General features: G+C 53.4%; 22 protein-coding genes. 6 read left to right on the top strand and 16 right to left on the bottom strand.

Annotated elements, in window-relative coordinates:
• Positions 1–463: 463 nt before the first annotated feature.
• A complete protein-coding gene (locus tag PQG83_RS06270; protein WP_312747898.1) occupies positions 464–1,726 on the bottom strand; it encodes a DUF2254 domain-containing protein in 1,263 nt (420 codons plus the stop codon).
• 286 nt (positions 1,727–2,012) lie between these two features.
• Here PQG83_RS06270 and PQG83_RS06265 point away from each other — a divergent pair, with 286 nt between their 5' ends.
• Positions 2,013–2,885 (top strand): YfdX family protein, encoded by an 873-nt coding sequence (locus PQG83_RS06265; RefSeq protein ID WP_312747896.1) that lies wholly within the window; start codon positions 2,013–2,015, stop codon positions 2,883–2,885.
• A gap of 563 nt (positions 2,886–3,448) precedes the next feature.
• On the opposite strand, the gene PQG83_RS06260 is transcribed toward PQG83_RS06265, so the two are convergent.
• The 9 genes from PQG83_RS06260 to PQG83_RS06220 form a co-directional block, all read right to left on the bottom strand.
• A complete protein-coding gene (locus PQG83_RS06260; RefSeq protein ID WP_312747894.1) occupies positions 3,449–3,715 on the bottom strand; it encodes a hypothetical protein in 267 nt (88 codons plus the stop codon).
• Positions 3,716–3,762: 47 nt separating this feature from the next.
• Entirely contained in the window at positions 3,763–4,122 is a 360-nt protein-coding gene (locus PQG83_RS06255; protein ID WP_312747892.1) for a DUF5615 family PIN-like protein, read from the bottom strand.
• Positions 4,119–4,358: a DUF433 domain-containing protein gene (locus tag PQG83_RS06250; RefSeq protein WP_312747890.1), complete on the bottom strand. Its 240-nt coding sequence runs from the start codon at positions 4,356–4,358 to the stop codon at positions 4,119–4,121. The genes PQG83_RS06255 and PQG83_RS06250 overlap by 4 nt, the downstream gene beginning before the upstream one ends.
• A gap of 454 nt (positions 4,359–4,812) precedes the next feature.
• Complete coding sequence (locus PQG83_RS06245) at positions 4,813–5,067, bottom strand: hypothetical protein (protein WP_312747888.1); 255 nt, start codon at positions 5,065–5,067, stop codon at positions 4,813–4,815.
• Positions 5,068–5,805: 738 nt separating this feature from the next.
• Positions 5,806–8,481, bottom strand: a complete 2,676-nt coding sequence (gene pepN / locus PQG83_RS06240; RefSeq protein WP_312747886.1) for an aminopeptidase N — start codon at positions 8,479–8,481, stop codon at positions 5,806–5,808.
• A 33-nt stretch (positions 8,482–8,514) separates the two neighbouring features.
• Entirely contained in the window at positions 8,515–8,775 is a 261-nt protein-coding gene (locus PQG83_RS06235; RefSeq protein WP_312747884.1) for a type II toxin-antitoxin system HicA family toxin, read from the bottom strand.
• Positions 8,772–8,978, bottom strand: a complete 207-nt coding sequence (locus PQG83_RS06230) for a 2-oxoisovalerate dehydrogenase (RefSeq protein WP_312747882.1) — start codon at positions 8,976–8,978, stop codon at positions 8,772–8,774. The genes PQG83_RS06235 and PQG83_RS06230 overlap by 4 nt, the downstream gene beginning before the upstream one ends.
• Before the next feature lie 496 nt (positions 8,979–9,474).
• A complete protein-coding gene (locus tag PQG83_RS06225) occupies positions 9,475–9,795 on the bottom strand; it encodes a HigA family addiction module antitoxin (protein ID WP_312747880.1) in 321 nt (106 codons plus the stop codon).
• Positions 9,796–9,807: 12 nt separating this feature from the next.
• Complete coding sequence (locus tag PQG83_RS06220; RefSeq protein WP_312747878.1) at positions 9,808–10,086, bottom strand: type II toxin-antitoxin system RelE/ParE family toxin; 279 nt, start codon at positions 10,084–10,086, stop codon at positions 9,808–9,810.
• Between the two features lie 628 nt (positions 10,087–10,714).
• Between PQG83_RS06220 and PQG83_RS06215 the strand changes: the two genes are divergently transcribed.
• Positions 10,715–10,906 (top strand): hypothetical protein, encoded by a 192-nt coding sequence (locus PQG83_RS06215; RefSeq protein WP_312747876.1) that lies wholly within the window; start codon positions 10,715–10,717, stop codon positions 10,904–10,906.
• Positions 10,907–10,952: 46 nt separating this feature from the next.
• Here the strand turns inward: PQG83_RS06215 and PQG83_RS06210 are convergent, their stop codons facing one another.
• The 3 genes from PQG83_RS06210 to PQG83_RS06200 are packed head-to-tail and all read right to left on the bottom strand — an operon-like array spanning position 10,953 to position 13,598.
• Entirely contained in the window at positions 10,953–12,140 is a 1,188-nt protein-coding gene (locus tag PQG83_RS06210) for a S1C family serine protease (RefSeq protein ID WP_312747874.1), read from the bottom strand.
• A 19-nt stretch (positions 12,141–12,159) separates the two neighbouring features.
• The gene (locus tag PQG83_RS06205) at positions 12,160–12,582 is read right to left on the bottom strand and encodes a secondary thiamine-phosphate synthase enzyme YjbQ (protein ID WP_312747872.1); all 423 of its coding nucleotides are present in this window, start codon (positions 12,580–12,582) and stop codon (positions 12,160–12,162) included.
• A gap of 8 nt (positions 12,583–12,590) precedes the next feature.
• Positions 12,591–13,598, bottom strand: coding sequence for a hypothetical protein (locus PQG83_RS06200; RefSeq protein ID WP_312747870.1), 1,008 nt, complete (start codon positions 13,596–13,598; stop codon positions 12,591–12,593).
• Between the two features lie 252 nt (positions 13,599–13,850).
• Here PQG83_RS06200 and PQG83_RS06195 point away from each other — a divergent pair, with 252 nt between their 5' ends.
• Complete coding sequence (locus PQG83_RS06195) at positions 13,851–17,210, top strand: YhdP family protein (RefSeq protein WP_312747868.1); 3,360 nt, start codon at positions 13,851–13,853, stop codon at positions 17,208–17,210.
• Positions 17,211–17,319: 109 nt separating this feature from the next.
• Positions 17,320–18,360, top strand: a complete 1,041-nt coding sequence (gene mtnA / locus PQG83_RS06190) for an S-methyl-5-thioribose-1-phosphate isomerase (protein WP_312747866.1) — start codon at positions 17,320–17,322, stop codon at positions 18,358–18,360.
• A gap of 12 nt (positions 18,361–18,372) precedes the next feature.
• On the opposite strand, the gene PQG83_RS06185 is transcribed toward mtnA, so the two are convergent.
• The 3 genes from PQG83_RS06185 to PQG83_RS06175 form a co-directional block, all read right to left on the bottom strand.
• Entirely contained in the window at positions 18,373–20,754 is a 2,382-nt protein-coding gene (locus tag PQG83_RS06185; RefSeq protein ID WP_312747864.1) for a PAS domain S-box protein, read from the bottom strand.
• 55 nt (positions 20,755–20,809) lie between these two features.
• A complete protein-coding gene (locus PQG83_RS06180; protein ID WP_312747862.1) occupies positions 20,810–21,811 on the bottom strand; it encodes an HD domain-containing phosphohydrolase in 1,002 nt (333 codons plus the stop codon).
• Between the two features lie 226 nt (positions 21,812–22,037).
• Complete coding sequence (locus PQG83_RS06175; protein WP_312747860.1) at positions 22,038–22,691, bottom strand: YajG family lipoprotein; 654 nt, start codon at positions 22,689–22,691, stop codon at positions 22,038–22,040.
• A 303-nt stretch (positions 22,692–22,994) separates the two neighbouring features.
• Here PQG83_RS06175 and PQG83_RS06170 point away from each other — a divergent pair, with 303 nt between their 5' ends.
• Positions 22,995–23,372, top strand: coding sequence for a hypothetical protein (locus PQG83_RS06170; RefSeq protein ID WP_312747858.1), 378 nt, complete (start codon positions 22,995–22,997; stop codon positions 23,370–23,372).
• Between the two features lie 120 nt (positions 23,373–23,492).
• Entirely contained in the window at positions 23,493–24,767 is a 1,275-nt protein-coding gene (locus tag PQG83_RS06165; protein WP_312747856.1) for an FAD-dependent monooxygenase, read from the top strand.
• Positions 24,768–24,817 lie beyond the last annotated feature (50 nt).

The following is a 24,817-nucleotide window of genomic DNA, read 5'->3' as shown; positions in this document are numbered from 1 at the left end:
TACAGCCGGGGTTTCGCCCCCGAACGACGAGCCACTTTTGTTTCGGAAAAAGTCTCCAAACAAAGGTCGCGCTCCGCGATACGCACCTTGCCATAAGACGCTCCGTCTGGCCTCATTGAAGGGGGAGGGACGCTAACCTGAGAGGAGCGGACCAACTCGCCGGGCACAAACACGGGCCGCTCAATGCTAAGAGCGTCCCTCCCTGGGGCCAGCCGGCAGGCGTCGGACAAAGAAGGAGAGAAATCTTTATAGGATTCCCATGTGGGTGGGAGTCAAACTCGCGGAGTTTATCCTGAGCCAACGCTGAAGGGCTCAGACACGGTCCGCCGGTTGATTTGTACGTCAGCCCGGTCGTCCGGCCTGTAGGTGGTGAAGAGATGCCATGCTACAGGCCGAGCGAGATCTATGGGTGCCCTCCGGATGCCAAGACCTTCAAGCTTCGCTTTGAGGGAGGTTTGAGGATTTAACCGACTTGAGCGAAGCTGGCCAATATCCGTACATTTTGCACATCTTGTGGAAACGTCAGGGCAGCCTCAGCTCTTCCCAGTGCCAAATTGGCATGATGTTTTGCGACGGCTCGCATTGTGACATCACCAGCAAAGGTCAACGACTCCAGGGCTTTCAGGAGGCGCATGGAAACTTCAACCGTGCCGGCTCCGTCACGGGCAATTGCCGAAAAAGCGTCATCAAACATATCGTTGAGGGATATTTCGGGCACTTCCACGCGGTCATATTTTGGGGGGGAAATATCTCCCTCTTCACAAGGTTTTCCCCAAAGCGCAAACAGCCGCACCAGCGTGCCAATAATGTCGATGGCAGTCCCGGGATCATTGACGGCAGGGGACAATGCCCGACTGGCAATTTCAGATAACACGATCAGACCAAATCGTGGATCCTCGTCGAATGTCCTGTCCTGGCCAATCAAAAATGCCTTGGCTATTTTCTTGGTGTCATCTTCTGACAAACGACTGGGCGACGGGGTCACATAGGCCAGTGCCCTACCCGGAGCAGCGAATGTCCCCGGTAAGGCCGAGACGGTGATACGGGCATCGGCTTTTTCGGCACATGTCTGCAATGCGGGAACATCAATACGGTGGACATACCCGATTGATTCTGAATAAATGGCCTGCCCCTTCTCCCGGGTCTGGCCGACAGGAACTCCGCCTAAATTCGGAGCGCACTGGCGTCGTTGCAAGGCGTGTTTCGCCGCTTTTTCAACTTTATCGATGGTGGTCCCCAGGCGCCCAAGCCGGGCAATGTTATCGACCCATTTCACAAATATCACGATGACGATGGCAAATACGACTAACGTCAGACTAAATAAGACGAAAAGCCCCGCTTTATCGTACAAGCCATTTTTGAGGGCAATGAGTGCGACAATGCCGAAGATAAAGGCGCCGATAAAAGTCGAGAGTGCGTTTTGGGAAACGTCGTCAGCTATTACAAGAGGAAAGGTCCGTGGAGTCGCTGTACTGCCGGCGGAGGCAAAGGCGGAGACCATCGAAGCCACAGAGAAGGTGGCGATCACCAACATGCTGGCAGAAATAACCTTTAAAAGCGTCTCAATTGAATCTACAGATATTTCCGGAACAATTTTGCCAAGTTCTGTATGGTCCGCCGCGCTGGCAAGAAAGGCGGCCGCTACGGATAGCACGACCATAATGAGTGGTTTGACCCATAGCCGCTCGCCGAGACGTCCTAATAAAAATTGTAATCGATCTACCATGGTTTCACTTCCTTTCTATTTCAACACTGTAAATGAGGCTTTCGTTGGTCACCGACGTGGGATGATTGATACTAACGCATTGGGACCGGCTTTTGGTGTATATGTTCTTGCCCCTGCCGGGGAGTTTTGTCACCTGTAGAATGTCGTCCTGGAAATGTTCACATGCTAAGGTGGATCTGTGTTTAGAGAGGGAGACTGTGATGATGCCGGGTCCAGCGGGTGGGGCACAGCGCTTTACCGGCTGCCTTGCTGAACTGCGTAAAATTTATCCTCAACGAACGTTGTTATGATGAAGAAATTATGCCTTATGGTTGCGCTGGGCTTCCTCATCTGTGGGCAACCCGCCTATGGAGCAACACCAGGCCCCCAAGATCCTGTGGAATCGGCGGCAGTGTCACCCCTGGCACAGAACAGGACTGCTACGGGTATGGAAGTCCATAAAATGATGGGCCATATTAATATTGCGTATTTAGCACTGGATATCAATCTGCCGGACGACGCCCTCCACCATATCGAACAGGCCGAAGCGCTGGCTGGTCAGCTCACACGTGACCTGCCTTCGATGAAGATCGACTCCACATTTAAGTATGGAAAGGTGACCTTTACCTCACGGAATGCGAACAAACACTATTACGTGCCTGTGTTGGATGACCTCTTTCTTCTCAGCGAGTATGACACCGTGTATCGCCACCTGCAGTCATTTGATATCAAACAGACGTATGCCGGCATCGTGAAACTCGATTTTTCCGTTGACCTCCGAAACCTTGCGGCGGCCCTCAGGAACGCGAAACAGGAACTTTCCAATAAACGCTATGAGAAGTCTCAACACGCCTTAGAAGAAATCTTTCAAGGGGCCATTGTGGAAGAAAGCGTCAACACTGACCCGCGCCTCATTATTTATGACAACCTAGCCTTGGCCAAAAATTTTATTCAAAACGGACTGTACCCCAGCGCCCGTCTCACTGTCGTCAATGTCAAACATGGTTTAGTCCAGTGGGAAAAAGATCCGAGGGCCACACCTTACACTCAAGGGGTACACACACTCCAACGAGAAATTGCCCGCCTGGATACGGCGCTGGAAAACAAGGACCCCACCTTGATGCAGAGAGTGGGTCGCCAATTTCTGGCCTGGAGGAAAATCGTGGAGTTGTGGTTCTAAGTCTGGCGCTGTTGTCTCCCGTCTTGCCGTGGAAGAAGGCCCGAGTTAATAGGGTCACGATTCTTTGTGCACTTGCCTGGTGTGTTTCTTTCTAGTTCAGAGCTTCCGGGGTTGTTGCCGGGGTTTCGCCCCCGTGCGGCGAGGTCCTTTTGTTTCGGCAAAAGGACCCAAAACCATTGACGCCCCGTCTGGCCTCATCGGAAGGGAGGGACGCTAATCGGAGAAGAGCGGCCCAACTCGCTCCGCTCAGACAAGGTCCGCTAAATGCGAAGAGCGTCTCTCCCTAGGGCCAGCCGGCAGGCGTCGGGTCAATGGGCCGCTTGTTGATTGGTGCGTTCGCCCGGTTGTCTGACTTAAAGGTGGTGGGAAGGTGGACCTTTTCGCGCCGTCGGGTTTCGGTGTACGGGATTGGCTGGGCTCAGATCCTTCGCAGGCCCTTGTCCTGAGCGAAGTCGAATGGATCAGGATGACAATGCCGGGGGGAGAATGTGGGAAGGAAGAGGGATTCTCGATATTGCTGGTGCGGCCAATGGGGTTGAGAATTTTGGTGTGAATGGGTTCCGTCAGGTGGCTTGGATGTGGACACGGGCTGAATAGCCTAATTGCTGAAATAATTGTTCGCAGTCTTCCCATGTCAGGCCAAAGGCGCGTACATCCGCCACTCCCAACCTTGCCACCGCGTCTCGAATTTCTCCGAAATGTTGGGGTTCAAATTCGCCTTCCATGAGGGCTGTTTCTGCCCATGTGACGAGAGTGGGAAGTGCTAGCTCATGTCGTAGGTAGGCTGCAAGCTTATCGACGACTGTTTGGCGGGTAATCACTTCCATCATGTTTCAACCTTTTGATGGCCCAGATTGTGGTTGCCCTGATTATCCACTTATATTGGGAGACCGCACCCGTAACTTTCGATCGGTGACGACCACAAGCAGTGTTTCCAATTCTCCACGGCCTCGGTTTGAAAGATATCCTGCACCCGTTTCAGGAGTGCGTTTCGTCCAGGGTCACGCAGTCGAACCAATAAAATCCCGTAATGGGAGCCGGGGGAAAATCGACGGGTATCCGAAAAATCCAGATCTTGTGTGATCAGAAATCGTTCTGCTTCTTGAGCGGCCTCCCATATGTGAAGGTCACTCCGTCCAGTCAAGCCTTCTTCGGAAACGGTATCCGTATCATGTCCTAGTTTCTGCAGGGTACGAGCCAGCCGGACAGGGAGGTTTTCATCGAGTTTGATCTTCACGAAATACTCGGTACGCTGGGTAACGGGAGGTCCTCTTCTGCTGATGTGGCCGCAAAGGCTATGACGGCACGCACGGCGGGTTCTGTTACCGTCGGAAAGTCCTTGAGGATTTCGTCGATGGTGGCGCCTTCGGCCAAACTTGCGAGAATGGTGCGCACGGTCACTCGTGTGCCTTTGATCACCAACTCTCCCCCACAGATTTGGGGATCACGAATCAGGTGCTGTTGGTAGTTCATCACGTGTTCCTCCAGTTGTTTTGCTATTGGGTGGGATGGCTCCTTCTTTTTGCGCCACAAAGGATTCGTTGTAGGAGGAATGTACCCAACCTTTTGCATAAAGTACAGAATTTGATAGGGACGGGGGGGCGTCCCGGTGGCGGAGGCCTTGCTTGGTGCGTCTTTTCCTTTTTGAGGTCCTCCGGGGTTTCGTCCCCGGACGACGAGTCCCTTTTGTTTCGGCAAAAGGGACCAAAACCATTGACGCCCCGTCTTGCTTTCTTGGAGGGGAGAGACGCTAACTTTTGAAGAGCGGCCCAACTCGCCAGAATCAAACAAGGGCCGCACCGGATAAGAGCGTCCCTCCCTGGGGCCAGCCGGCAGGCGTCGGATTAACGAGCCGCTAGTTTTTTTCACGTTGGTCAGGTTGGCCGACCTTTGGGTGTGGGAGGGATGGATTATTCAGTCAGTAGTTCTACCGGGTCTTTTTTGATTGCGCTTTTCGGTGCGGTGCGGTCGTTTTTTTCGGTGAACTTTTCGCTTTCGTCTTTTTCTTTGATTGGGTCGTGCGATGTTCTTTGACGATATCGACAATTTTGCCATCTCGATACACATAGACTGGCGTGTTGGTGTCAAATCCTAATTGTCTTGCGTTTGCGGCCGCGCGTTCTAATGCCACACCCACTTTGGCCAGATCCGGGTCCTTGATGTTTACCTGTTTATTGGCCATGTATTCCTCCTTCCCCGTCCAATGCTATCCAACCTTTATGAAAAAGTACAGAAATTTGATTGTAATGTGCTGAGGGGGGATTGGGGGGTGATGTGAGAGGTTTTTAGATGCCGGGGTTTCGTCCCCGGACGACGAGCCACTTTTGTTTCGGCAAAAGTGGCCAAAACCATTGACGCCCCGTTCAGCCATATTACAAGAGGCAAACACCGAGTGTAGGAAGGCGGGCCAACTCGCCTGGCTCAGACAAGGCCCGCCAATTTGTGCGGATGTTTGCCACTGAGGCTGCCCGGAAAGCGTCGGAAGGCAAAACATGAAAACTTCAGGGACATTGGGAACGGGTTTTGGTCCCCGGACGACGAGTCCCTTTTGTTTCGGCAAAAGGACCCAAAACCATTGACGCCCCGTCTGGCCTTATTGGAGGGGAGGGACGCTAAACTTTAGAAGAGCGGCCCAACTCGCAGGGCTCAGACAAGGGCCGCTAAATGCCAGGAGCGTCCCTCCGGGGGCCAGCCGGCAGGCGTCGGATCAATGGGCCACTTGTTTCTTAGCATGTCAGCCGGGTTGGCCAACCTGCAGATGATAAGAAAGATTCGAAGATGGAGCTCCGATATCGAATGCCGGGGATGAGGGAGGGGGAGAAGGGGCTTTGAATGGGAAATGACAAGATTCGCAGGCATTCATTAATGACAGGGCTCCATTACCTTTGAGCCCTGTCTGTCATTAAGCCGGCTTTTCTGTTTATGAGGGAGATGGTGTTTGCGCATTCCCTTTTTCACCCCTGAGCCGGTTGAATGTTTCCTTCCCCAAGTACCGCTCCAACTTTTCACTGAGATCGGGTGATAGACTTTCCATGGCGGCCAGACGACGGAGTTGTGCCTCCATGTGGGTTTGTAATTCCATTCGGTGCTGCCTGAATTTTTCGAATGCCCCGATCATTCTTGAGGCGACTTGGGGGTTTTTGGCGTCCAGTTTCATGAGAAAGTCGGCGACAAAGGCATACCCTGATCCGTCTTCCGCATGAAAGCCTTTGGGGTTGGCCTGCGAGAAGGTCCCATACAACGCTCGCATTCTGTTCGGGGTGGGATGTGTGAAGGCATCATGTTGTGTGAGGGATTTCACGATCTGTAACACATCATCCGCCTGGGATCTGGCAAAGGCTCCGACCCATTTATCCACGACTAACGCATCATGTTTGAATTGATCGTAAAAATGTTGAGCCACCTCCTCCCGATAGGGTTGCGCCTCATCCATATTGATGATGATATTGAGGGCTGCATAGCGGTCCGTCATATTGTTGGCCTGGCGATATTGCCTGACGGCCAACTCGGCCACTTCCACATCTCCTGAATGCGATAAATACCCGAGCGCGATATTTTGTAGACTGCGGCGACCGGCATCGGCACGATCATACGGATTGCCGGGATGATAATTGGTGTTGTACATCTCGAGAAACTCATCGTGCAGTTGACGCCCGAGCGTTTCCAAGAACGCCTTCCGAACCGCGATGATGGCATGCGGATCAATGACCTCTCGCTGCGGCGCGATTTCCTGGTAGACGGGCAGACTTAAGGCGAGGCTCTTGAGTTCCTGGTCCATGTCGGCGCGTTGCAGAATGCGACGAAACGAATCCAGAACCTCGTCGCCCACGTGGATGACTTGTCCGTGTTCATAGCGATCCACCTGCGCCATGAGGTTCGTGGTCAGGAATCGGTTTCCGGCCTCCCACTGATTGAATCCGTCCCGGTCATGGACCATCAGATGTCGCAATTGGTCGTCGGTATACGGAGCCTCCAGAATGACCGGGGCGGAAAAATGCCGGAATAGCGAAGGGACCGAGTGCGGCGGGACATGCTCAAAGGTAAAGGTGTGCGTCGCTTGCGTGAGCTCCAGGACACCCTGAAACACATCCTTCCCATCAGGACCCACCAATCCGAATGTCACGGGGATGTGTCTGGGTTGCCCGTTTGACTGATTAGTGATCGTGGGGACATCCTGCTCAAGCGTGAGTGTGAAGTTTTTGGTCGCCTGATCATGGGACCACCGGGCTGTGACCGTGGGCGTTCCCGCTTGGGTATACCACAGCATGAACTGGCTGAGGTCCCGACCGGATGCCTCCTCCATGCAGCGCACCCAGTCTTCCACGGTGACGGCTTGCCCGTCGAACCGTTCAAAATACGTATCCGACGCGTTGCGAAAATTTTCCTTTCCCAATAAGGCATACAACATCCTGTTGAGCTCAGCCCCCTTACTGTAGACGGTGGCGGTGTAAAAGTTATTGATCGTGACAAACTGATTCGGTCTTGGTGGGTGCGCCATCGGCCCGGCATCCTCGGGGAATTGACTCATGCGCAAGCTTCTGACGTTGTCGATGCGATTGACCGCTTGTGACCCCATATCACCGGAAAATTCCTGATCTCGAAAGACGGTCAACCCTTCTTTCAAACATAATTGAAACCAGTCCCGGCAGGTCACCCGGTTGCCGGTCCAGTTGTGAAAGTATTCATGCGCCACTACCCCTTCCACGCCTTCATAGTCGGCATCGGTGGCCGTATCGGGATGCGCCAACACATATTTCGTGTTGAAGATATTCAGCGATTTGTTTTCCATGGCGCCCATATTGAAATCGTCCACGGCGACAATATTGAACAAGTCGAGATCATATTCACGACCATACACCTCTTCATCCCATTTCATGGCTTGTTTTAGGGAGGCCATGGCGTGCTCGAGTTTATCGAGATCTTTCGGTGCGGCATAAATACACAACATGACTTGACGACCACTTGCGGTCACGTACGTATCATCCAGGCAGGCGAGATCCCCTGCGACCAGGGCAAACAAATAACTGGGCTTGGGGAAGGGATCTTCCCACACCGTATAATGCCGTCCATTGTCGAGTTGCCCCTGATCAATGAGGTTACCGTTAGAAAGCAGGACAGGAGCGGCTATTTGATCCGCAATAATCCTGGTGCTGTAGGTTGCCATATTGTCCGGGCGGTCAGGGAAAAAGGTGATCCGCCGAAACCCTTCCGCTTCGCATTGGGTACACCAATTGCCTCCTGATTTGTACAGGCCTTCCAGTGCCGTGTTTTGTTCAGGATGAATTCTGACAAGCGTTTCGATTGTAAAGGCATCCTGCGCGGGCTGGAGCGAGAGGGATGTGCGATCAACCACGTAGCTTTCTGCCGGATTGGTCCCCTTCGCGACAGGCAGATTATTCTGTTTGACTTCCAGCAGTTCGAGTTCTTCGCCATCGAGCACAAGCGGGTTGTCGTGATTTCCGTTTTTTTTCACCTGTAATGCGGCGCGGACCAACGTCTCTCCCTCGCGTAAATCAACTGTCAGGTCAACATGCGTCACCCAGTAATCCGGTTGTTGATAATCTTTCAAGTATGTCACGGTATTGACTTCAGACACGGCATCATCTCCATTGGATTGTGAACAAAAATATTACGATCGCGTTTCGATATCCTTCGTCGGGAATGGTTGAGAGGAGGTTTGAGGAATTCTCAATGACCATTCACGTCTTTTCCCGGCCTCTTTCAGATTATACCCCCAAGGGCCTCTCTTGCGTCGAACCGGCTGACGCATCACCGCTTTGTGTGCGCTGGTTAACCGGATGTGGCTACCGGTATGTCGTGTAACCCGGTATCCTAAACGCTTTAGCTTTTGAATGAGATCTTCTGCAGATAGGTCGCGCGGTAATTTCATACCGCGATGACTTCTTCTCGCACGTGGTGTAGGCGAATGATTTTGGGGGCTTTCCCTTCGTCAAAGTGGCATTTGACCGCATCACGAACTTTGGTGTGCAGTTCAGCCATATTGTCCGCTTTGGTGAAGATTGATTCTCCCAAGGCCCGTGCTGTGACTCCTCCTTCGGGTGCATCTTCTACCAAAAATATGATTTCCGACATGGGAACTCCTATTGAGTAGAGGTGTAGGATTTGTGATGTGTTTTTATGCTATCCAACCTTGTAGGGAAAGTACAGGTGGAATAAGGAGATTCCTGTTAGAAACTTGTAGGAATGACAAGGCGGAGAGATTGATGCCGTCGTGCATGCATGAATGAATGATAAGAGAGTTTGATGGATGCCGGGGTTTCGTCCCCGGACGACGAGTCCCTTTTGTTTCGGCAAAAGGGACCAAAACCATTGCCGCCCCGTCTGGCTTTCTTGGAGGGGAGAGACGCTAACTTTTGAAGAGCGGCCAAACTCGCCGGGCTCAAACATGGGCCGCAAGGGATAAGAAGAGCGTCCCTCCCTTGGCCGCCGGCAGGCGTCGAACAGTCCGTTATTTCATTGGTGCGTCAGCCTGGTTGGCTGACCTGAAGGTGGAGTGTAGGGGGAATCGCTTTTATCTTTTCTGCTGACCACGGAATGAACGGGAGATGGAGTTGGTTCCAGGGGTCTCTTAGATTGAAACGAGGGATTCCCGGTTTTTCTGGATGTGTTTTTTGATCTTGCTGGACAGGGCCTTTTCGGCCAGGCGCAGCTCATAGGCTTTCTGCAAGTTCATCCAGAATTCAGGTGACGTGTTGAAAAATGTCCCCAGTCGTAACGCCGTATCGCCGGTGATACCTCGCTGTCCTTTGAGGATGGCGGTAATCCTGTTGGCTGGTACGCCAAGCGCCTTGGCCAGGGTGTTGGCATTGAGTGGGGGATTAGAAGGTTGTAAGAACTCTTCCTGTAGTACCTCTCCCGGATGAACCGGGCGCATGTCGTTTTTTACCATGTTGCCGTCTCCTTAGTGATAATCGGTTATCTCGACTTCGTAGGGTCCATCCGGCTTCCATACAAAACAAATCCGCCACTGATCATTGATGCGAATGCTGTGCTGCCCGGCCCGATCTCCTTTTAATTTTTCAAGGCGATTGGCGGGAGGCGCTAGCAGGTCACGTAATTCGGTGGCACTATCCAACATTGTCAGTTTCCGCTCAGCTATCCTTTTGAAGCCCGAAAACTGCTTTATTGGTTTTCCGCCAAAGAACTCTTCGGTGGCTTTGTCCTTAAAGCTCTTAATCATTCTGGCATATTTTATGGGATACGTAAAAGGGAAAAATAGTGCCGTTATCTAACCATGAAGCACGAAACCGGTCAATGCGTTCCCATTCTGTGCCTCTTCTGAGTGGCGCTCTGTTTCTTCAAAACAAGGATGATGATGGATGACGACTTTCTGGTGTGATGTCGGCCCGGGAGCGGAGCGCTGGGTTGATGCGTCTCTTTTTTTTCAGGGCCTCCGGGGTTTCGTCCCCGGGCGACGAGGTCCTTTTGTTTCGGCAAAAGGACCCAAAACCATTGACGCCCCGTCTGGCTTTCTGGGAGGGGAGAGACGCTAATCGGAGAAGAGCGGCCCAACTCGCATGGCTCAAACAAGGGCCGCCAGATGCGAAGAGCGTCCCTCCCGGGGGCCAGCCGGCAGGCGTCGGAAGCAATACAAGAGAACTTCAGGACTTCATATGAAAGAGTGGGGGCGGAGTAAAGACGGCGGAGCGTTGGGTTGATGCGTCTCTTCTTTTTTCAGGGCCTCCGGGGTTTCGTCCTCGGGCGACGAGTCCCTTTTGTTTCGGCAAAAGGGACCAAAACCATTGACGCCCCGCCTGGCCTCATGGGAGGGGAGGGACGCGAACTTTTTGAAGAGCGGCCCAACTCGCATGGCTCAGACAAGGGCCGCAACGGATAAGAGCGTCCCTCCCGGGGGCCAGCCGGAAGGCGTCGGGGCAATGGGTCGCCTGTTGGTTGGTGCGTTTGCCTGGTTGGCTGCCCTGAAGGTGAGAGGAAAAATGTGGAGATGGATGCCGATAACAACAATCTGGGATGACGGAGACGAGAAGATGGATGCTTGATGAGGACCTCCGGAGGTGTTGACGGAGGAGGATTCTGGCTGATGGCTTATTGGACGGCTTGGAGCTTGAGGGAGAGGGTTTGTTCTTTGCCGCTGCGGCGAATGCCGAGTTTGATGCGATCTCCGACATTATGCCGGTCTAAGAGTCGGGCGAGGTCGTCATAGGTGCGTATCGCTTCTCCATCAATAGCCGTAATAACATCACCCAGGCGAATCCGGCCGGTTTTGGTTTCTTCTAAACCATGCAGGCCCGCCTTGTCGGCCATACTTCCCGGCAGCACTTTGGCGATAACCAGGCCTTTGATTCCCCAGCGGGCGGCGATGGAATCCGGGATGAGCGAGATGCCCAGACCAGGGCGGATGACTTTTCCATATTGAATGAGTTGGGGGACGACTCGTTTGACAATGTCGACCGGCACCGCAAAGCCGATGCCCGCGTAGGCTCCACTGGGACTGACAATCTGGGTGTTGACGCCAATGAGTTCTCCTGCGCTGTTGAGGAGCGGTCCTCCGGAATTGCCGGGGTTGATGGCCGCATCGGTTTGGATGGCGTTCTCAATCGTGCGGTCGTTCACCGATTTAATTGAACGACCCAGAGCACTGACGACACCGGTGGTGAGGGTGTGATCCAGCCCGAAGGGATTGCCGATGGCCAACACGCGTTGCCCGACGCGAAGGTCCTGGGAGGTGCCGATCTCTAAGGGCATAAGTGTCTCGGGCTTGCCGGAGATCTGGAGCACGGCAAGGTCATGATCAGGGTCGACGCCCACGATGCGCGCGTCACGGGTGGATTGATCGTCCAGCACCACTTGTATGGAATCCGCGCCATAGATGACGTGGTAATTGGTGACGATATGTCCTTGGCGGTTCCAGATGAATCCGGATCCCGACCCTTGCGGCACTTCGAAGGTATTGAGCGACCAGATATCCCGGCGCACCGCCGTATTGGTGATGTAGACTACTGACTGCGCGGCTTTTTCAAAGACGGCGATGGTATTGAGTTCTTCCGCACCGAGCGGTTTCTGGGCGACGAGGTGTCGATATGAGGGTGAGGCTGGAACCGATCGCGCCTGTTTCGGGATGAATGGCTCTCCTATGGCGGTATTCGGCAGAAGCCCCGTGACGAACGCGACGAGAAGAATACCCTTCCGCCATTTTCCAAACCGTCGGTGTGGTCGATGGTGAACTTTGGCCAGGTCTGAAGGGATGGCCTGCGGTGGAGGGTGCTGCAGCATATGAAGAGTGTTTCCGGACCTATTCTCCCATGAGTTGGACAACCAGGTTTCGTGTTCGTGGTCTGGTATCAAAATCGATGAGGACGAGTTGTTGCCAGGTGCCCAGCGTTAAGGCGCCATTCACGAAGGGAATCGTCAGCGAAGGTCCCTGTAACTGACCGCGAAGATGGGAGTGACCGTTATCTTCGCCGGCATTCCGCGTATTATGTTCTAACTGCGGATCGGCGGGTATCGTGCGGTCCCAAAAGGTTTTGGTATCGGCACGAATTCCCGGCTCATCTTCGATGATCATGACCGAGGCGGTTGTATGTTGCACAAAGAGCGTCAGCATTCCCCCCTGTAGGCCAGACTCTGCGAGCAGGCGGTGAATCGGCTTTGTGAGGTTTTCGATGGTCGAATGGCCGGTCATGGAAATGTTGAGGTAGTGGGTGATGACGGCCATGGGCCTCCTCAGCACGAGACGGTTTGTAAAAATTGTTGATCGGCGGCTGATAGAGTGCCCCCTCTGGCCTGCCGTAAAATAGTGGTAAAACGGCCTTCCCTGGTAAGCCGGCAGATGACATCCATAACCTGGCGACTGACGATTCGCTGATCGGTGAGTTGACGGAGATAGGCGAAGGCGGCGGCAAAACTTTCTTCTGTGCGCGCATAATAATCTTTGCCCCGCCGGTGATTGCTATAGGCTTCCAGTTGTTCGCAGGCGACGAGGATCTCTGCGAGTTGGTGTGTCCAGGCGGCGGCGCGTTCGAGTTTTTCCGGATAGTAATAGTACAACATGATGCGTTCCATCCAGGGGGACCAGGGAATGTCTATGGTGGCGATTGCGGTTTTTACCGGACGGAGGTAGGTGTGGAGGCGTCGGGCAAATCCCAATCGCATATCGATGTGATCCCTGACCCTAGGGGTAAGCGGCAGACCTCGAGCGTGTAGGGCGGCTTCATATTGTGCGATGAAGGCGTCAGATTCACGGCCATAGGGGGTGTGGGGGTAGCGGGCCCGCCATTCCCGTGGCCTGGTCGGAATCTTTTGTTCCTTCGCCCACGACCAGATCCGGCCGAATAATGCGGGATCAAGTCCGGCCCGCCCCATATCATGCAGCAGACAGGCGGCTTCAAATTGACGAAGGCGGGAGAGTGGATGGCCTAAGTCTGCGGCGACGGCCACACACAGGCGTGCCGTGCGCAACGCATGCGCCTTGTCATATCCGGGAATCGTGCGATCGGGCCTGACGGGGTGCGGCTGTTCGTACCATCTCAGCAGCGAGGCCACTTGCGTACGGGTGAGAACGGTGTGGGTGGATTTCAATGGTGGCCGGGACACGACGGCTAGAATGGTACAATCCTCATAATGAAATGCGTAAGGATTATGGAGTGTTGAACAGTGGGGCAGGATATCCCAGGCCTGGGGAGGTGTCAAGAAACCGATGGCGTTCTCCACATGGGAGGGGTGGCCGTTCATGGATCCTCTCCGATAGGGTCTGTTCAAAAAAGTCCATCCAGCAAGGCCACAGCCAATTTCAGACGCGGAGCGTACGGCCAGTACGTGAGCATCGGAAATTGGCGAGAACGCCGCTGGTGGCTTTTTTCAACAGACCCATTCTTACATTTCACACGGATTTCGGTATGATGCAAGACAGGTTTTCATGGCTTCTATCCCTGACATTACACACACAACGGTTTGGGTTTCTGGTAATCCGAAGAGGGTAATCTAGTGCGATGGTCCGGCAAACAGATGTTCTGGTGGGGTGCACTCGGAGCCCTGGTCCTGACCATTGCCCTGATTGTGCTTCCCTTGTTTTTGAATCCGGATTATCTGAAGACTCTGGCGCTGCAACAAATTCAACGGACGTTTGGTTCGCACGTGACCGTGGGGCAGACGTCTTTTGCCTTATTTCCCTCTCCGCATTTTTTGGTGTTGGACATTGTGGTTCAGGAACAGCCTGAATCGCATGCGGTGTTTCGCGCGAAATCCATGAGTTTGGACCTGGGAATCGGGCAGTTGCTCATGAAGAAAATTGTGGTTCGTGAATTCCTGGTGGAGTCTCCCGAGATTGAATTGCGTCGTGAGGCCGACGGGGAATGGCGTTTTTTAAGCTATGCCAGCAACGACTCTCCCATTGCGTCGGCGGCGAAATTTCTGGTGCTGGGAAAGGTTGTGGTCACGGACGGTAAAATTATTGTCATTGATGAGTCGCCGCGTGAAACCGTTCGGGGATTTGTCATTGAAGATGTGGCTTTTGCCTCTGATACCACTCATGACGGACCTACTATGGGATCATCCTTCGAATTGTCCGGAAAAATCCGGCAGACGCAGGAGCTGGCCCCTTTTTTCATTCAGGGAGAACTCGAAGCCCGTTGGGCGTCCCCGGTGCTGTCCATTGCCAGCGAACCGGTTGGTTTCGAGCAGATCAGATTTTCCGGGAAGGTGAAAGCCGATCATCTGGAGATCAATCAACTGGCAGAATATCTGCACAATGGTCAATCGCTTATGGCAGTGCCCGGTACGCTGTCGGTCAAATCTCAGGTGAACTGGGTTCAGAATGCCAAAACCTCACGACTCTCTCTCTCTCATATCGACTTCTCCAGTTCATTTATTGATCTGGATGGTTCCGCCAACACGGAAATGCTGGAAGACGGGCATCAGATGATGGGGTTTTCCATGCGCTCCTCGAATGTCGACCTCGATATGATTCGACAATATCTGCCCAAGACGTGGATTCCGGATGATCTGCTTCCGGTGTGGGAGAAAGGCGAATGGGGAGGGGGGTTGAACATTGCCGAGGCGCGTGTGACCGGGTCCACGCGTGAGGATGTGCAGACGTCGGTCACCGGCACGTTTCATTTAACCGATGGGTACGTTCGTATTCCCGATTGGCCCACCACCGATCATATCCGGGGAACGGTGATTGTGGAACCGGATCGCATGCAATTGTCCGGGGTGCAGGGCATCTATGATGGTATCCCCGTTGAGGTGACGGAAGGCGTCTTCCTGTTAAAAGAGTCAGGCCCGTGGGGCGATGTGGGCCTTCAAGGGCCTGTTCCCGCGGAGAAGGTTCACCGGGTGGTGACGCAGTTGGGAGCGCCATCCGACTTTGGACTGTTGAATGCCTGGAAGGTAGTGGATGGCAGTGGCCTGCTTCGTCTCCGGTTTGCAGGGAATCTGTTGGAAGGGCCAGGGTTGAAATTCCAGTACGGGGAGTTTCAACCTGAAGGATTGGTGATAGAGATTCCCGGGCTGCCTCAGCCTTTTACGCAGGGCCACGGTACTATTACCTTTTCGCGGGAGAGTACGGTGTTCGAAGGTCTACAAGGAAACGTGGGCCTCTATCCGGTGGCGGTGAATGGGACCATCACTTATAAGGAAGCTTCTCGTTTTGAGCCGCTCACCATTCAGGGCGGGTTTGCCGGGGAGGACCTCTTCCCCGTTTCCCAAAAACGGACGGCATCCCCAGGGATGCAGATCACCGGTCCGCTTCATGCCTCGGTCACGCTCACGGGGCCGACCCGTCATCCCAAACTGAAAGGATGGATTGATGGGCGAGGAGCCTTCATGGAGGTGCCCTCTCTTTTACAGAAGCAGGCCGGTCAGGATGGACGCCTTGAGTTTGATGGACAGTTTCACCCCGGAAACCGTGTTCATTTTGAACGCGTGGAGCTGATCATGCTCCCGCTTCGTCTTCGCGGACAGGGGACCATCCGGTATCGCTCGGAGGTCACTTGGGAGGCGCGGGTTGATTCCGGCCCGGTGTATTTAGGCGTGCTGCCGGAAGGTATCCGTGTTTTGGGAGATCATGTCCAGTCGGGCATTCTCGAAGTGCAATTGAAAGGCAGCGGACGCGGAGCCGATTGGACCCGGTGGAATACCAAAGGTTGGGTGGCGTTGACCGAAGGCGTGGTGGCGCTTCGGGGGGTCAGCGATCCCGTTTCGAATTTATTTATTCGATTGAAAGTGGATGAGGATCAGCTTGATTTGAAACGCATGGAGTTTCGCCTGAAGAATAGTGAAGCCGTCATCACCGGTTTTATGAAAAACTGGAAGACCACACCGATTGCCAGTGTCATGTTTGACTCGCCGCAATTCGATATTGATTTACTGATTCCTAAAGAGGGACGTTCGGCCATCCGGGATGGAATCGAATGGTTAGCGGCGAATGGATCACTGGAGGGTTCGGTGCATATCGAACGTCCGAGCTATAAGACGCTTTCCGGAAAAAAATTATCGGCCGTGTTAAAGATTCATGACAAACTGGTCTCGGTGGATAAAGTTCAATCGATGGTGGCAGAACACGGCACGGTCGGGGGACGGTTCTTTGTCCATCTCCCGGAAGGGCGGCCGGCTGCCATGCGTGCGTCATTTCAGGCGAAGGATTTGCCTTTTGAACATGTCCTGAGCCTTTTTGGTGAGGACCGTCGGTTGATTACCGGCAGCATGTCGGTACGTGGCATGCTCCAGGGCCACGGCCGGGATGACCGGGGAATCATTCCCACTCTCAACGGGAGTGTCAAAATTTCTCTCGGCGAGGGCTATATCCGCAAAGGGACGATCTTTCCACGCATTCTCGCGCTCTTGAATTTACCTCAGGTCCTTCGGGGAAAAGTTGATCTTGAAGAGACCGGATTTCCGTTTACCACCGTGAGCAGCAAGCTCACCGTGGAAGACGGAGTATTTTCCTCGAAAGATTTGTTGATCCAGAGTCCCATCATGAAAGTCTCTGCCGCAGGCATGTATGATTGGAAACGTGACCGGCTTGAAGGGATTTCCGCCGTCAGTCCTTTTGGGGTCTATTCCGATATCTTGAAAGATATTCCTCTCTTTGGACGAATTTTTTCCGGAGATCGGAAAGGCCTCGCCACGGCGTTGTTTTCGATTGACGGACCATTGGGTGATCCGGAGGTCAAGTATATGCCCATGGAATCCGTGAAAACCGGGCTGACCGGTTTGGCACAATTGGCGTTTGATATATTAAAAAATACGTTGACCCTGCCTTATGATTTACTGAATGGCACTCAGGAGGATGCGGGTTCCGCTCCCCGTGATGCTGGACGATCCGGCGTGCCCGGTCCCTTATAATTCTCTCGTCTTTGCTGACGGATACGGCGGGATGATCATTTAGAGAAGGCGGGGGAGGGCCGTGGGCCGATTGAGTCGCCTTTAACATCTCGTGTGAAAGGAAATGAGGATGATCCCCACAGTTGAATGGAAAAATAATCATGTTGTGATTCTGGATCAACGTGCGCTCCCGGGAGACGTGCGGTTTCTTGAGTGTGCGGGATATGAGGAGGTGGCTGAATCCATTCGGAATTTAAGCGTCCGCGGCGCGCCCGCCATCGGGGTGACGGCGGCTTTAGGTATCGCCCTTGGCGCCAGGCAATATGTGGACACTCACTCTGAGGGATTTTCCGCCCATATGGAAACCGTGTGCCGCACGCTGGCCGCGACCCGTCCAACCGCCGTGAATTTATTCTGGGCCGTTGACCGGATGACACGCGTGATGACGGATATCTCCTCGTCATCGATTCACGATATCCAGAAACGATTACAGGAAGAAGCCCTGGCGATTTTGGAGGAGGATCTTCGGGTTAACCGGGCCATTGGCAGGTTTGGCGCCGCGATCATTCGTGATGGAGACCATATTCTCACGCATTGTAATGCCGGAGCCTTAGCGACGGCCGGATATGGGACGGCATTAGGCGTGGTCCGGGCAGCCTGGGAGCAGGGCAAACAGATTCGGGTCTTTGCCGATGAGACCCGCCCGGTCCTTCAGGGCGCACGTCTGACGGCCTGGGAACTTCAGCAGGATGGTATTCCGGTGACGGTGATTACGGATAATGCGGCCGGGGCCCTGATGCGCCAGGGCCGAATTCACTGTTGCGTCGTGGGGGCTGACCGGATTGCCGCCAATGGTGATGTCGCCAATAAGATCGGCACGTATGCTGTGGCGGTCTTAGCGCATGCCCATGGCATCCCGTTTTATGTGGCCGCACCTTCCTCGACGATTGATATGGAGACGGCGGATGGGAACGGCATTCCTATTGAAGAGCGGAGCCCGTCAGAAGTGACCTCTCTGCATAGTGGTCGGATGATTGCTCCTCAAGGTGTGGAAGTCTGGAATCCGGCGTTTGACGTGACCCCGTCCGATCTGATTGCGGGCATTATTACGGAACGTGGGATTTTGGCCCCGCAAGCCTTAGCCCAACATTTTTCGTCGCCATCTTCCTGATGGCAAGATCCGTCAAATGATCTGGGTTAAGACTTTAGAGAGATCGAGGAGATTATACGGCTTGGCAATAAAGCCTGAGAATCCGAATTGGCCGGCATGGGCCATGACCGGGTCGTTGGAATACCCGCTGGAGACGATGACCTTCGCATCAGGATCATGGTCTTTGATGAGGCGCAACGTCTCCTTGCCTCCCATTCCTCCGGGTATCGTGAGATCAAGGATGGTGGCCAGATACGGGTGGCCGTCCTGAACGGCTTGGGTATAGAGCGCCACGGCTTTGATTCCATCGTCGGCAAAGTCCACCTCGAATCCGAGATGCTCGAGCATTTTTCCTAAGACATCCTGGATGTCTTCTTCATCATCCATGACTAAAATCTTTCCCGTGCCTTGCACGAGACTTTCCGGAGTGTCATCCTTTTTGGCGGACAGGGAGGTTGAGGCGGGGAGATAGAGGGTGAAGCATGTGCCGTTGCCGAGTGAAGAGGTGACGGCCACGTGCCCTCCATGGCGTTTCATGATCGAATAGGTCGTGGCCAGGCCCAGTCCGCTCCCTTTTTGTTTGGTCGTAAAGTAGGGATCAAAGATTTTTTGAAGATGATCGTCCGGGATGCCGATGCCCTGGTCCGCGACAGACACACACACATACTTGCCGGGTTTCAGGGGCAGCACGGTCTGAGGGATGACCAGACAATTGTTTGCGACGACGCTGATGGTGCCTCCATCCGGCATGGCCTGATCGCTGTTAATCACAAGATTTTGTATCACCTGACTGATTTGGCCTTCATCGACTTCGATCGCCCAGAGGTCATCCGGGAGATGCGTTGTGCACCGGACAGCCGAACCTCGCAGGGCGAATTGCACCGTGTCGGTAATAATGGAGGCCACCGAGGTTGTGCTTTTGACCGGGGCGCCGCCTTTCGCAAAGGTCAGCAGTTGCTTGGTGAGATCCCGCGCTCGCAAACAGGCTTTTTCCGCCGCTTCCAGTCGTTCAATGACTTTTTCTCCCTGAGGCGGCGACTGTTTGGCGGTCACCATTTTGGCCAGTCCGATATTGGCAAATACCGACGTGAGAATATTATTGAAATCATGCGCAATGCCGCCGGCCAGTAAGCCAACCGACTCAAGTTTGGTGGCCCGGAGTCGTTCATCTTCCAGGCGTTTCCATTCGGTGATGTCCCGTGTCACAATGACTCCCACGACTGTCCCGATGCTGGTCCGGAAGGGGTGGATGTGACTTTCAAACCATCGCCATTCGGATTGTTTCGTTTGCAGGCGGCACACCATATCAATTTCCTGCAGTGCCTTGAGATGAGAATGAAACGACTCGGATAACGGCCCCCGTTCTTCGGGATGGATAAAGTCAAAGAAATTTTTCCCCAGTATGTCGGATGCCTCATAGCCCAGGACTTTATGACAATTCGGGGTGACGTACTGACATTCACCCGTCGCGGTGGTTTCGATGATTAAATCATAGGCATGTTCGACGATGGCCCGGTAGCGCTGCTCACTATCCCGCAAGGCATCTTCGGCCTTTTTACGTTGAAGTTCACCGGCCGCCCTGGCCGCAAACAGTTGAATGATGGATTGGGCCACATGGATGTTGCGGATGGCCATTGGGCTGAAGACAAGCAGGATCCCGATAATTTGTCCTGTCTGGCCACGGAGGGCCGTTCCCAAATAACTGATGATCGACCATGAGCCGAGCGGGGAGTCCGGAGGAAAGAGCGAGGATTCCAAATTGTCTCCATGGCATCCTTTGACTTTCAGCAGTTGCTCAAAAATCGCGGGAGGAGGGGTCCACGGCATATTTTCCCCGAAAGTCCCATTGGACCAAATGGCGACCGTGTGGGTCCGCGGCCGGGCCGGAGATTCCAATTCCGCTAATATGGCATAGGGCACATTCAAGGCCTGACAGAGATCTCTTACCAAAAACCGCAGAAACGCCATGCTGCCGGGAGCCGGGTCGCTTTGGGCAATTTTCCGTAACGCTTCATCAATGCGTTTGCGTTCGGTAATATCTTTGACAACCGAGATGGCACCCCATTGAATGCCGTGCGAGTCGAAGAGGGGATAGCAGGAGACGAGGAAATCTCCCGGCATCGTCGGGAACTGTGTTTCCACCACCGCAGACAATGCCCCTGCTAACACCGTTTCCCACGGCGGAGGATTTTTAGGAATGGTCGTTCCATAGTAGGGCGTACGGTAATGATGTCCGACTAATGGGCCGATTTGCGGTTGGACCTGGTCGCGAATGGCTCGATTGGTCCAGACAATCGTCCCTGAGCTGTCAAGGATCATGACATGATCCGTCAGGGCATCAAACGCCTGCTCCCATTTCTCGACGGACTGCACAGGGCTGATTGTTTTTGAAGTCTTTTGACGGTTCTTAGTCATAATGTCTCATTGGGGCGGCTCATATGGGCGCATGTTTCTTCAGCCTTGCATATCGTTACCAGACGACTTTCGCAAACAAATCAGCCAGTTTCGGATCGACGCTTTTCCCCGCTTCCTGACGAATTTTTTCCCGGGCTTCCGGTACGGGCATCGCCGTTTGTGGCCCATAGCCGGTCACGAAATGGTCGAAAATATTGGCCAGGCCGACGATGCGTGCCGATAAGGGAATGTGTTCACCGATTAATCCCTCCGGATATCCGGACCCGTCATATTTTTCATGGTGATGGCGGATGATCTGTTCGACGCAGGGATGAAATGGGAGACCCTTCATCATTTTCCCTCCGATCGTGGGATGGCATTTGAGAAGTTCCTGGTCTTGTTCCGTCGGGGGATGCATCCCGGCAATGAGGTGATCATGAAGACCGATTTTCCCGATGTCATGGAGATAGGCCCCGAGTTGTATGGCCGCCTGCTCCTCCGGGGTTAACTGGAGATGTTCAATGAGCAGAGCCGCATAAAAATTTACCCGGCTGCCATGTTGACCCAGCTCAGGATGTTTGGCGGCCAGGAGGGTTTGAATATTGGCCAGGGCGGATTCGACATCGATCCCGGACGCCCAAAGGTTTCCAAATGCCTGAAGCGCCGCTTGCAGGGAGGAATATCGGCGGCGGCGTTCGAGTGTTTTATTGATGGTGTCGAGCAACTCGGACACATTGAACGGTTTGAGGATATAGGCGGCCACTCCGTGGCGGATGGCTTCAATGGCCGATTGAAGTGTGCCATATCCGGTGATGATGATGACATCGACATCCTTCCCGTCTTTTCGAATCTGGGAAAGGAGGTCGTTTCCCGACAGATCAGGGAGTTTTAAATCGAGGGTGACGAGATCAATGGGGTGGGTTTTCAGGATTTGATGCGCGATTTCGGCCCGATCAACCGTAAAGAGATTGAAATAGGGGGAAAGAATGACCTTTAACGCCTCGCGCGGGCCTTCCTCGTCCTCCACAATTAAAATATTCGCTTGAGGGACAGAGGGTTCGGTACCAGTAGTTTCCATCAACGACTCCTTTTCCAAGTGAAGCGACCCATGAAGACAGTAAAAAAAATAAATAGTCCATGAGACCTTGAACGTTCGCTTCTGAGGAGGAAGTCGGAGACCGTTCCTTCTCCGTCGAGACTTGCATGATGTTTAGTAGCGATTCACCTCTTGGGGACAATGAGGGTTCGTTCTCCACAGCATGTGAAGAGGACACAACGGGAGAAATGGCAAAAGAGCGGTCATCTTATAATGATCTATCTGATTTTAATTGAAACGCCCGATCTTTGACTGTCAGATCTAGAAATAATTGGTTGAACAAGTCTTTGGCGACATGATTGGTGAGCTCTTCCACATCTTTGGGATCGAATGTGACGACACTGTCGGTTCCATTCGCACCGAGCACCATCCGGACGGTGCTGCCATCTACCGCATTCTTCGCTTCAAAGGCCACACGTATTTTGACCTCAATATCCGTAAAGCCGAAGCCGGTTTTCGCATTCGCCTCCATGACCAAAATATCGCCTGTCAGGATGACATCGGCCGGAGCACTTCCTGCAGCGGCTTCAGACGTTGTCGCCCGCGAGGCCTGCCATTTTTCCTGTTGGAGGTATTCCAGGGCAAGATCCGCCATGCCTTCGCCGAGGTTTCCATTCCAGACATTAAAATGCGTCGCACCTCCCCAAAAATGTGTGCGGGAACCCAGACGGGTTTTCTGCGCGCGTTTATCCTGAAACGGCTCAACCACAATGGTCAGATCTTCGTGAGGGTTGGTCGTGCCCTTCATCGTGGTCGGGAATGCATGGGGATCAAAATTCACCGTCTGCCCCGACCCCTGACATCCGACGACTCCCAGGCTGACAATGAACACCATGATAAACCAGTTGGCTTGTGTCTTCACTCGTGGAACCTCCATGTATAGAAAGTGGATATCAGATGATCGTCTGTGCTGTGACGGGAGAGGGATGTTGCTGCCGATACCCTACTGTGTCGAGGCCACACATCCATCCTAATATGAGACAGCGTAAGAATAATAAAACCGCAGGATTTAATCTAGTCTTGTATTGATTTTCCGTGAAGAGCTTGTATGAATGATTCCGGCACACAGCCACCTGATGATGATGGCATGATCTATCTTGACATTGTCGTAAAGCGCTTGACACTATCATACCTGGTTTGATTGTTAATCCAAAGGAAATTCTTCATGTGGAAGCATAATTTTTTGTTTCGAGCTGAAGGGGCGGTGCCCCTGGAGCAGACCGAAAACGAGTTGTTTCATGACACGGACCCGGCCCTGGATAGTTCAGGTTTACAGATGGATAAATATATTTCCGTCTGGCTCCAAGGGGATGGCGATGAGACCAAGCCTCTGGTCTATACAACGGTGTATGTACGAACGGCCACGTTAGATCCCCAAAAAGGGGTTGGATTTCTTCAGCCCCTTCAAGGACGGACCCACCAAATCAAAAGCATGTTGTCTTCAGAGCAGAAATTGTATCTTCGGCAATGGTTGTCGAGTACCTATCCGCCAGCCTGGGAAGAGTCTGACGATCACTTTCAATCCATTTTCTCCGAAACCTGATCTCTCCATGCCCGCCGGATGATAGCTGGTTTCTGAGACCGGAATATGTGAATTTCATTCAGTTTCTCGCTCGCCGGCTGTCCCGGTACGTGGCGAATAATTATTCGTAGGGTATTAGCGATGGATCTACAGACACAGGTTCTGATCATAGGCGCCGGTGGCGGGGGAGCGGTCCTGGGACTTCTCTTAGCCCGAAAAGGGATTGCCAATATCGTTCTGGAACAAGCTGCAGGGCCCCCCCAGGGCTTGCGGGGAGAAATACTTCAACCCAATGGACAGGAAATTCTTCAGCGGCTTGGTTTATTAGAGCAGTTGCCGGTTCATGCCTATAAACCGGTCAGATTCTTTCATTTCCGTCGAAGTGGAGGAACGCGACTCTGTACCATTGACTATGCGATGTTGCCCCCGCCATTCAATCGGGCTTTGGTGATGTGGCCTCATGTCGTGCATCACACCATTCTGGACGCTCTGAAGCGGGAGAATCCGGAGGGACTTCGGTATGGGGCATGCTTTCGTTCTCTGCTCCGGAACGGCAAAGGTATTACAGGCGTCAAGGCGGAGATTGGGGGCAGCGAAGTTACGATTGGGGCTCAGGTGGTGGTTGGCGCAGACGGACCGTTTTCGGAGGTTCGAGGAGCACTTGGCATTCCCACCGCGCTTCATCGGTATCTCGACAGTTATCTTGTGGCCATGTTGGAATCACCAACATCCTTAGAGGAGGCGCAGTATTATGTGGGGAAAAAATCTATTCTGGGAATATTCCCCGCTGCCGGTCACAAGGTCTATGCCTTTTATATGGTTTCGTCGGATTCCCTGAATCAGGTCAAGGCCGATGGGGTACCGGCCCTTCGGAATAAATGGAAAACGATCGCGCCGGAACTTGCCACGGTCTTTGACTCCTTCCAGGATTGGAATCAGACGGCCTATATGGGAACCGGAAGGGTCCGGGCGAAAACCTGGGTTCAGGATGGGGCGGTGGTGATGGGTGATGCCGCCCATGGGATGAATCCGCATGCCTCCCAGGGACGGATGCAAGCGATGGTGGACGCGGTCACCCTCGCGGAGGTTCTTGATGATTGTCATCGCACGGGAAATTGGTCGGCATCCAATCTTAAGGCATTTGAAACTCAACGGCGTCCCCAGGTCACCATGCTGCAACGTCTGGCTGATGAAGAGGTCTTTTTCTGGAATACCGGAAATCCTCTTCTGGGAATGTTGCGAGACCGCGTCTTCTCAACGATGGATAAAAATCGGCGTTTGCAATATCAAGTGTTGACCGCCACAGCCGGGCTGCGAACCACCTCACCCTTTGGTTGGATGGATCGGTTTCAAGCTGCGGGCTTGTTACCGGATCCCCGGGCCCATCAGATTCCCGATCATGCACGGTCTGCGTAATTCACGTTGGAGTCCATCTTCGTCACTCATCCTTTTTCCAATATTTGGCT

Origin of the sequence: Candidatus Nitrospira neomarina, from assembly GCF_032051675.1 — a bacterium.
Taxonomy (GTDB): domain Bacteria; phylum Nitrospirota; class Nitrospiria; order Nitrospirales; family UBA8639; genus Nitrospira_E; species Nitrospira_E neomarina.
This window is presented reverse-complemented; position numbering and strand designations above follow the sequence as displayed.

What these genes read in the sequence shown, in the direction of transcription:
- PQG83_RS06165 (WP_312747856.1), top strand. Translation starts at nt 23,493, where the DNA reads ATGGATCTACAGACACAGGTTCTGATCATAGGCGCCGGTGGCGGGGGA.
- PQG83_RS06185 (WP_312747864.1), bottom strand. Translation starts at nt 20,754, where the DNA reads ATGACTAAGAACCGTCAAAAGACTTCAAAAACAATCAGCCCTGTGCAG.
- PQG83_RS06205 (WP_312747872.1), bottom strand. Translation starts at nt 12,582, where the DNA reads ATGGCCGTCATCACCCACTACCTCAACATTTCCATGACCGGCCATTCG.
- PQG83_RS06200 (WP_312747870.1), bottom strand. Translation starts at nt 13,598, where the DNA reads ATGAACGGCCACCCCTCCCATGTGGAGAACGCCATCGGTTTCTTGACA.
- PQG83_RS06250 (WP_312747890.1), bottom strand. Translation starts at nt 4,358, where the DNA reads ATGAACTACCAACAGCACCTGATTCGTGATCCCCAAATCTGTGGGGGA.
- PQG83_RS06170 (WP_312747858.1), top strand. Translation starts at nt 22,995, where the DNA reads ATGTGGAAGCATAATTTTTTGTTTCGAGCTGAAGGGGCGGTGCCCCTG.
- PQG83_RS06230 (WP_312747882.1), bottom strand. Translation starts at nt 8,978, where the DNA reads ATGTCGGAAATCATATTTTTGGTAGAAGATGCACCCGAAGGAGGAGTC.
- mtnA (WP_312747866.1), top strand. Translation starts at nt 17,320, where the DNA reads ATGATCCCCACAGTTGAATGGAAAAATAATCATGTTGTGATTCTGGAT.
- PQG83_RS06225 (WP_312747880.1), bottom strand. Translation starts at nt 9,795, where the DNA reads ATGGTAAAAAACGACATGCGCCCGGTTCATCCGGGAGAGGTACTACAG.
- PQG83_RS06245 (WP_312747888.1), bottom strand. Translation starts at nt 5,067, where the DNA reads ATGGCCAATAAACAGGTAAACATCAAGGACCCGGATCTGGCCAAAGTG.
- PQG83_RS06180 (WP_312747862.1), bottom strand. Translation starts at nt 21,811, where the DNA reads ATGGAAACTACTGGTACCGAACCCTCTGTCCCTCAAGCGAATATTTTA.
- PQG83_RS06220 (WP_312747878.1), bottom strand. Translation starts at nt 10,086, where the DNA reads ATGATTAAGAGCTTTAAGGACAAAGCCACCGAAGAGTTCTTTGGCGGA.
- PQG83_RS06210 (WP_312747874.1), bottom strand. Translation starts at nt 12,140, where the DNA reads ATGCTGCAGCACCCTCCACCGCAGGCCATCCCTTCAGACCTGGCCAAA.
- PQG83_RS06260 (WP_312747894.1), bottom strand. Translation starts at nt 3,715, where the DNA reads ATGATGGAAGTGATTACCCGCCAAACAGTCGTCGATAAGCTTGCAGCC.
- PQG83_RS06235 (WP_312747884.1), bottom strand. Translation starts at nt 8,775, where the DNA reads ATGAAATTACCGCGCGACCTATCTGCAGAAGATCTCATTCAAAAGCTA.
- PQG83_RS06215 (WP_312747876.1), top strand. Translation starts at nt 10,715, where the DNA reads ATGGCTCAGACAAGGGCCGCAACGGATAAGAGCGTCCCTCCCGGGGGC.
- PQG83_RS06265 (WP_312747896.1), top strand. Translation starts at nt 2,013, where the DNA reads ATGATGAAGAAATTATGCCTTATGGTTGCGCTGGGCTTCCTCATCTGT.
- PQG83_RS06270 (WP_312747898.1), bottom strand. Translation starts at nt 1,726, where the DNA reads ATGGTAGATCGATTACAATTTTTATTAGGACGTCTCGGCGAGCGGCTA.